The organism is Escherichia sp. WS1152, from assembly GCF_046487665.1.
Lineage (GTDB): Bacteria > Pseudomonadota > Gammaproteobacteria > Enterobacterales > Enterobacteriaceae > Escherichia > Escherichia coli.
Genome location: NZ_JBJQJA010000044.1, coordinates 1 through 6,588 on the forward strand (window position 1 = coordinate 1; position 6,588 = coordinate 6,588).

General features: G+C 61.1%; 8 protein-coding genes and 2 pseudogenes. 9 read left to right on the plus strand and 1 reads right to left on the minus strand.

Going from position 1 to position 6,588, the window contains the following annotated elements; genetic code table 11:
• Nucleotides 1-486 precede the first annotated feature (486 nt).
• The gene (locus ACJHW7_RS25000) at nt 487-771 is read right to left on the minus strand and encodes a mobilization protein C (RefSeq protein ID WP_000238497.1); all 285 of its coding nucleotides are present in this window, start codon (nt 769-771) and stop codon (nt 487-489) included.
• A 304-nt stretch (nt 772-1,075) separates the two neighbouring features.
• On the opposite strand from ACJHW7_RS25000, the pseudogene ACJHW7_RS25005 reads away from it, so the two are divergent.
• The 9 genes and pseudogenes from ACJHW7_RS25005 to estX all read left to right on the plus strand — a co-directional run.
• Nucleotides 1,076-1,564 (plus strand): annotated as a pseudogene (locus ACJHW7_RS25005) (MobA/MobL family protein); the annotation flags it as partial.
• 154 nt (nt 1,565-1,718) lie between these two features.
• The gene (locus tag ACJHW7_RS25010) at nt 1,719-2,132 is read left to right on the plus strand and encodes an IncQ-type mobilization protein MobB (protein ID WP_010890157.1); all 414 of its coding nucleotides are present in this window, start codon (nt 1,719-1,721) and stop codon (nt 2,130-2,132) included.
• A gap of 41 nt (nt 2,133-2,173) precedes the next feature.
• Nucleotides 2,174-2,671: pseudogene (locus ACJHW7_RS25015) on the plus strand (DNA-primase RepB domain-containing protein); the annotation flags it as partial.
• A 138-nt stretch (nt 2,672-2,809) separates the two neighbouring features.
• Nucleotides 2,810-3,100 carry a hypothetical protein gene (locus ACJHW7_RS25020; RefSeq protein WP_234782458.1) on the plus strand — a complete coding sequence of 97 codons (291 nt, stop codon included), beginning with the start codon at nt 2,810-2,812 and terminating at the stop codon, nt 3,098-3,100.
• 60 nt (nt 3,101-3,160) lie between these two features.
• Nucleotides 3,161-3,373 carry a hypothetical protein gene (locus ACJHW7_RS25025; RefSeq protein WP_000455501.1) on the plus strand — a complete coding sequence of 71 codons (213 nt, stop codon included), beginning with the start codon at nt 3,161-3,163 and terminating at the stop codon, nt 3,371-3,373.
• A 1-nt stretch (nt 3,374) separates the two neighbouring features.
• Nucleotides 3,375-3,581 (plus strand): plasmid repression protein F, encoded by a 207-nt coding sequence (gene urfF / locus ACJHW7_RS25030; RefSeq protein ID WP_007857788.1) that lies wholly within the window; start codon nt 3,375-3,377, stop codon nt 3,579-3,581.
• Nucleotides 3,582-3,610: 29 nt separating this feature from the next.
• A complete protein-coding gene (locus ACJHW7_RS25035) occupies nt 3,611-4,450 on the plus strand; it encodes a helicase RepA family protein (protein ID WP_000190708.1) in 840 nt (279 codons plus the stop codon).
• Nucleotides 4,437-5,288 carry a replication protein C, IncQ-type gene (repC, locus tag ACJHW7_RS25040; RefSeq protein WP_000240536.1) on the plus strand — a complete coding sequence of 284 codons (852 nt, stop codon included), beginning with the start codon at nt 4,437-4,439 and terminating at the stop codon, nt 5,286-5,288. The genes ACJHW7_RS25035 and repC overlap by 14 nt, the downstream gene beginning before the upstream one ends.
• A 109-nt stretch (nt 5,289-5,397) precedes the next feature.
• A complete protein-coding gene (gene estX / locus ACJHW7_RS25045) occupies nt 5,398-6,294 on the plus strand; it encodes an alpha/beta fold putative hydrolase EstX (RefSeq protein ID WP_223542816.1) in 897 nt (298 codons plus the stop codon).
• Nucleotides 6,295-6,588: the final 294 nt, after the last annotated feature.

A 6,588-nucleotide genomic window follows, 5' to 3' on the forward strand; every position in this document is an offset into this window, starting at 1 on the left:
AGCCGAAATGCCTGCCGTTGCTAGACATTGCCAGCCAGTGCCCGTCACTCCCGTACTAACTGTCACGAACCCCTGCAATAACTGTCACGCCCCCCTGCAATAACTGTCACGAACCCCTGCAATAACTGTCACGCCCCCAAACCTGCAAACCCAGCAGGGGCGGGGGCTGGCGGGGTGTTGGAAAAATCCATCCATGATTATCTAAGAATAATCCACTAGGCGCGGTTATCAGCGCCCTTGTGGGGCGCTGCTGCCCTTGCCCAATATGCCCGGCCAGAGGCCGGATAGCTGGTCTATTCGCTGCGCTAGGCTACACACCGCCCCACCGCTGCGCGGCAGGGGGAAAGGCGGGCAAAGCCCGCTAAACCCCACACCAAACCCCGCAGAAATACGCTGGAGCGCTTTTAGCCGCTTTAGCGGCCTTTCCCCCTACCCGAAGGGTGGGGGCGCGTGTGCAGCCCCGCAGGGCCTGTCTCGGTCGATCATTCAGCCCGGCTCATCCTTCTGGCGTGGCGGCAGACCGAACAAGGCGCGGTCGTGGTCGCGTTCAAGGTACGCATCCATTGCCGCCATGAGCCGATCCTCCGGCCACTCGCTGCTGTTCACCTTGGCCAAAATCATGGCCCCCACCAGCACCTTGCGCCTTGTTTCGTTCTTGCGCTCTTGCTGCTGTTCCCTTGCCCGCACCCGCTGAATTTCGGCATTGATTCGCGCTCGTTGTTCTTCGAGCTTGGCCAGCCGATCCGCCGCCTTGTTGCTCCCCTTAACCATCTTGACACCCCATTGTTAATGTGCTGTCTCGTAGGCTATCATGGAGGCACAGCGGCGGCAATCCCGACCCTACTTTGTAGGGGGAGAGCGCACTTACCGGTTTCTCTTCGAGAAACTGGCCTAACGGCCACCCTTCGGGCGGTGCGCTCTCCGAGGGCCATTGCATGGAGCCGAAAAGCAAAAGCAACAGCGAGGCAGCATGGCGATTTATCACCTTACGGCGAAAACCGGCAGCAGGTCGGGCGGCCAATCGGCCAGGGCCAAGGCCGACTACATCCAGCGCGAAGGCAAGTATGCCCGCGACATGGATGAAGTCTTGCACGCCGAATCCGGGCACATGCCGGAGTTCGTCGAGCGGCCCGCCGACTACTGGGATGCTGCCGACCTGTATGAACGCGCCAATGGGCGGCTGTTCAAGGAGGTCGAATTTGCCCTGCCGGTCGAGCTGACCCTCGACCAGCAGAAGGCGCTGGCGTCCGAGTTCGCCCAGCACCTGACTGGTGCCGAGCGCCTGCCGTATACGCTGGCCATCCATGCCGGTGGCGGCGAGAACCCGCACTGCCACCTGATGATCTCCGAGCGGATCAATGACGGCATCGAGCGGCCCGCCGCTCAGTGGTTCAAGCGGTACAACGGCAAGACCCCGGAGAAGGGCGGGGCACAGAAGACCGAAGCGCTCAAGCCCAAGGCATGGCTTGAGCAGACCCGCGAGGCATGGGCCGACCATGCCAACCGGGCATTAGAGCGGGCTGGCCACGACGCCCGCATTGACCACAGAACACTTGAGGCGCAGGGCATCGAGCGCCTGCCCGGTGTTCACCTGGGGCCGAACGTGGTGGAGATGGAAGGCCGGGGCATCCGCACCGACCGGGCAGACGTGGCCCTGAACATCGACACCGCCAACGCCCAGATCATCGACTTACAGGAATACCGGGAGGCAATAGACCATGAACGCAATCGACAGAGTGAAGAAATCCAGAGGCATCAACGAGTTAGCGGAGCAGATCGAACCGCTGGCCCAGAGCATGGCGACACTGGCCGACGAAGCCCGGCAGGTCATGAGCCAGACCCAGCAGGCCAGCGAGGCGCAGGCGGCGGAGTGGCTGAAAGCCCAGCGCCAGACAGGGGCGGCATGGGTGGAGCTGGCCAAAGAGTTGCGGGAGGTAGCCGCCGAGGTGAGCAGCGCCGCGCAGAGCGCCCGGAGCGCGTCGCGGGGGTGGCACTGGAAGCTATGGCTAACCGTGATGCTGGCTTCCATGATGCCTACGGTGGTGCTGCTGATCGCATCGTTGCTCTTGCTCGACCTGACGCCACTGACAACCGAGGACGGCTCGATCTGGCTGCGCTTGGTGGCCCGATGAAGAACGACAGGACTTTGCAGGCCATAGGCCGACAGCTCAAGGCCATGGGCTGTGAGCGCTTCGATATCGGCGTCAGGGACGCCACCACCGGCCAGATGATGAACCGGGAATGGTCAGCCGCCGAAGTGCTCCAGAACACGCCATGGCTCAAGCGGATGAATGCCCAGGGCAATGACGTGTATATCAGGCCCGCCGAGCAGGAGCGGCATGGTCTGGTGCTGGTGGACGACCTCAGCGAGTTTGACCTGGATGACATGAAAGCCGAGGGCCGGGAGCCTGCCCTGGTAGTGGAAACCAGCCCGAAGAACTATCAGGCATGGGTCAAGGTGGCCGACGCCGCAGGCGGTGAACTTCGGGGGCAGATTGCCCGGACGCTGGCCAGCGAGTACGACGCCGACCCGGCCAGCGCCGACAGCCGCCACTATGGCCGCTTGGCGGGCTTCACCAACCGCAAGGACAAGCACACCACCCGCGCCGGTTATCAGCCGTGGGTGCTGCTGCGTGAATCCAAGGGCAAGACCGCCACCGCTGGCCCGGCGCTGGTGCAGCAGGCTGGCCAGCAGATCGAGCAGGCCCAGCGGCAGCAGGAGAAGGCCCGCAGGCTGGCCAGCCTCGAACTGCCCGAGCGGCAGCTTAGCCGCCACCGGCGCACGGCGCTGGACGAGTACCGCAGCGAGATGGCCGGGCTGGTCAAGCGCTTCGGTGATGACCTCAGCAAGTGCGACTTTATCGCCGCGCAGAAGCTGGCCAGCCGGGGCCGCAGTGCCGAGGAAATCGGCAAGGCCATGGCCGAGGCCAGCCCAGCGCTGGCAGAGCGCAAGCCCGGCCACGAAGCGGATTACATCGAGCGCACCGTCAGCAAGGTCATGGGTCTGCCCAGCGTCCAGCTTGCGCGGGCCGAGCTGGCACGGGCACCGGCACCCCGCCAGCGAGGCATGGACAGGGGCGGGCCAGATTTCAGCATGTAGTGCTTGCGTTGGTACTCACGCCTGTTATACTATGAGTACTCACGCACAGAAGGGGGTTTTATGGAATACGAAAAAAGCGCTTCAGGGTCGGTCTACCTGATCAAAAGTGACAAGGGCTATTGGTTGCCCGGTGGCTTTGGTTATACGTCAAACAAGGCCGAGGCTGGCCGCTTTTCAGTCGCTGATATGGCCAGCCTTAACCTTGACGGCTGCACCTTGTCCTTGTTCCGCGAAGACAAGCCTTTCGGCCCCGGCAAGTTTCTCGGTGACTGATATGAAAGACCAAAAGGACAAGCAGACCGGCGACCTGCTGGCCAGCCCTGACGCTGTACGCCAAGCGCGATATGCCGAGCGCATGAAGGCCAAAGGGATGCGTCAGCGCAAGTTCTGGCTGACCGACGACGAATACGAGGCGCTGCGCGAGTGCCTGGAAGAACTCAGAGCGGCGCAGGGCGGGGGTAGTGACCCCGCCAGCGCCTAACCACCAACTGCCTGCAAAGGAGGCAATCAATGGCTACCCATAAGCCTATCAATATTCTGGAGGCGTTCGCAGCAGCGCCGCCACCGCTGGACTACGTTTTGCCCAACATGGTGGCCGGTACGGTCGGGGCGCTGGTGTCGCCCGGTGGTGCCGGTAAATCCATGCTGGCCCTGCAACTGGCCGCACAGATTGCAGGCGGGCCGGATCTGCTGGAGGTGGGCGAACTGCCCACCGGCCCGGTGATCTACCTGCCCGCCGAAGACCCGCCCACCGCCATTCATCACCGCCTGCACGCCCTTGGGGCGCACCTCAGCGCCGAGGAACGGCAAGCCGTGGCTGACGGCCTGCTGATCCAGCCGCTGATCGGCAGCCTGCCCAACATCATGGCCCCGGAGTGGTTCGACGGCCTCAAGCGCGCCGCCGAGGGCCGCCGCCTGATGGTGCTGGACACGCTGCGCCGGTTCCACATCGAGGAAGAAAACGCCAGCGGCCCCATGGCCCAGGTCATCGGTCGCATGGAGGCCATCGCCGCCGATACCGGGTGCTCTATCGTGTTCCTGCACCATGCCAGCAAGGGCGCGGCCATGATGGGCGCAGGCGACCAGCAGCAGGCCAGCCGGGGCAGCTCGGTACTGGTCGATAACATCCGCTGGCAGTCCTACCTGTCGAGCATGACCAGCGCCGAGGCCGAGGAATGGGGTGTGGACGACGACCAGCGCCGGTTCTTCGTCCGCTTCGGTGTGAGCAAGGCCAACTATGGCGCACCGTTCGCTGATCGGTGGTTCAGGCGGCATGACGGCGGGGTGCTCAAGCCCGCCGTGCTGGAGAGGCAGCGCAAGAGCAAGGGGGTGCCCCGTGGTGAAGCCTAAGAACAAGCACAGCCTCAGCCACGTCCGGCACGACCCGGCGCACTGTCTGGCCCCCGGCCTGTTCCGTGCCCTCAAGCGGGGCGAGCGCAAGCGCAGCAAGCTGGACGTGACGTATGACTACGGCGACGGCAAGCGGATCGAGTTCAGCGGCCCGGAGCCGCTGGGCGCTGATGATCTGCGCATCCTGCAAGGGCTGGTGGCCATGGCTGGGCCTAATGGCCTAGTGCTTGGCCCGGAACCCAAGACCGAAGGCGGACGGCAGCTCCGGCTGTTCCTGGAACCCAAGTGGGAGGCCGTCACCGCTGATGCCATGGTGGTCAAAGGTAGCTATCGGGCGCTGGCAAAGGAAATCGGGGCAGAGGTCGATAGTGGTGGGGCGCTCAAGCACATACAGGACTGCATCGAGCGCCTTTGGAAGGTATCCATCATCGCCCAGAATGGCCGCAAGCGGCAGGGGTTTCGGCTGCTGTCGGAGTACGCCAGCGACGAGGCGGACGGGCGCCTGTACGTGGCCCTGAACCCCTTGATCGCGCAGGCCGTCATGGGTGGCGGCCAGCATGTGCGCATCAGCATGGACGAGGTGCGGGCGCTGGACAGCGAAACCGCCCGCCTGCTGCACCAGCGGCTGTGTGGCTGGATCGACCCCGGCAAAACCGGCAAGGCTTCCATAGATACCTTGTGCGGCTATGTCTGGCCGTCAGAGGCCAGTGGTTCGACCATGCGCAAGCGCCGCCAGCGGGTGCGCGAGGCGTTGCCGGAGCTGGTCGCGCTGGGCTGGACGGTAACCGAGTTCGCGGCGGGCAAGTACGACATCACCCGGCCCAAGGCGGCAGGCTGACCCCCCCCACTCTATTGTAAACAAGACATTTTTATCTTTATAAAACAATTGGTTGGGGATGTTTGAGCGCAATTAACAGGCAGCCAAAACTGGCAAAATGAGCATGCCTATGAATAAAATGTTGTACGTAAAACTCGAAGGCAATTTTAGTATGAAAGAAAAGGTAGTTGTTGATAAAGCGATTTCACTCCATACCGAATCATTCGGCGACCCGGCCCATGAACCCATTATCCTGATCATGGGGGCAATGGCGTCTGCGGTGTGGTGGCCTGATGAGTTTTGCTCCCAACTAGCCAAAATGGGTCGCTATGTGATCCGGTACGACCACCGTGATACCGGGAAATCAACAAGCTATGAGCCAGGTCAAGCTCCATATTCCGTTGAAGAATTAGCAGATGATGTGGTTCGCGTCATTGATGGTTATGGTCTGGAAGCTGCTCATTTAGTCGGCATGTCTTTGGGGGGATTTCTTTCCCAGCTTGTAGCTCTCAAGTATCCGAAACGTGTGAAGAGCTTGACGCTGATTGCTTCAGAACGGCTTGCAGATGCAGATCCTGATATGCCCGCTTTTGATCCTGCCATCATTGAGTATCACCAACGGGCGGAATCGCTGGATTGGTCTGATAGAGATGCTGTCGTCGCGTATCAGGTCGGAGCGTGGCGAATCATCTCAGGTACTGCGCATGCTTTTGACGCTGAGAAGATACAAAATATCGCTGAGTTAGATTTTGATCGCACTCCGAATATCCTGACAACATTCAACCACACTACTTCAGGTGGTGGCGAGAGATCGCTCGAGAGATGGCTCGGGAGATTAAATGAGATAGCTGTACCAACTTTGATCATTCACGGCACGGAGGATCCTGTACTTCCTTATGTGCATGGGTTGGCACTGAAAGATGCGATTCGTGGTTCAAAAATGCTGACACTCGAAGGCACGGGACATGAGTTGCATCATGAAGACTGGCCGAGGATTATCCAGGCGATTAAGGGGCAAACGTCATAGCTATCGGTTGCACCGTACAACAAGTTGCTGCACCGTAAAAATTACTCGCTGCGCTCGCAATTTTCCGGTGAGCAAGGCGTTAAACATCATGAGGGAAGCGGTGATCGCTGAGGCATGTTCCGCGTCCTTGCAATACTGTGTTTACATACAGTCTATCGCTTAGCGGAAAGTTCTTTTACCCTCAGCCGAAATGCCTGCCGTTGCTAGACATTGCCAGCCAGTGCCCGTCACTCCCGTACTAACTGTCACGAACCCCTGCAATAACTGTCACGCCCCCCTGCAATAACTGTCACG